This is a genomic window from Vibrio sp. 1580 (assembly GCF_033340055.1).
Genome location: NZ_JAWOVT010000340.1, coordinates 1 through 666, shown reverse-complemented (window position 1 = coordinate 666; position 666 = coordinate 1). Strand labels below are relative to the sequence as shown.

Annotated in this window: 1 protein-coding gene; it reads right to left on the bottom strand. The window is 43.1% G+C overall.

The window, feature by feature from the left end; all coding sequences use genetic code 11:
* A partial coding sequence (locus R7093_RS25890) for a cache domain-containing protein (RefSeq protein WP_318147103.1) occupies window positions 1-550 on the bottom strand: 550 nt, incomplete at its 3' end.
* Window positions 551-666: the final 116 nt, after the last annotated feature.

Below are 666 nucleotides of genomic sequence, written 5' to 3'. Positions count from 1 at the left end.
TGACGGCATCAATGTCATCGGTGTAAAAGCCGGTACCGATCATTAAATCCCACTCAGGAATGAACATTGAGTAGCTCAATTTCGGTAGCGCCTCTGTTTGTCCTAGTTTCGGGAAGTAATAGGTAGTGAATTCACCCGTTTTGGCGTTTTTCAGCAAATCTTGAATCAGGTAATTACCTTTCTTGTCTTGCAGGTTATAGAAGTTCTCACCGATGCCTTTGTCGTTCTTGCCGACCACAACACGGACGCCTTTGGAGTTATAACCGAAGATGTAGCCCGTCTCACCAAATTCCAGCTCTCGTAAAACGGGAAGAGCTTCTTCTAATGTCGCATTTTTCTTGAGTAGCGGTTCAATCGCCGAGCGAGCCATCTGAACATAGTTTTTCAGCTCGGCTTTTTTCATCGCCATCATGGTAGTGTGGGTCTGATCAATTTGCTGTTGGTTATAAGCGTTAGTTTGCAGGTAGGTGAACCACATCATACCTAGTGCAATGGTGAGCACTGGAATGATGGAAAGAATATACAGTCGCTTTCTTATGGTTAGATTCATAGAGACTTCCTTACTTCTCGGCGCAGCGTTACGAAAAGGCAAAATTCAATCGATTTGCCGGATAAATATATAGCTATTTATTTTTGTAGTGATTGCAGATTAACCGACTTAGTAGG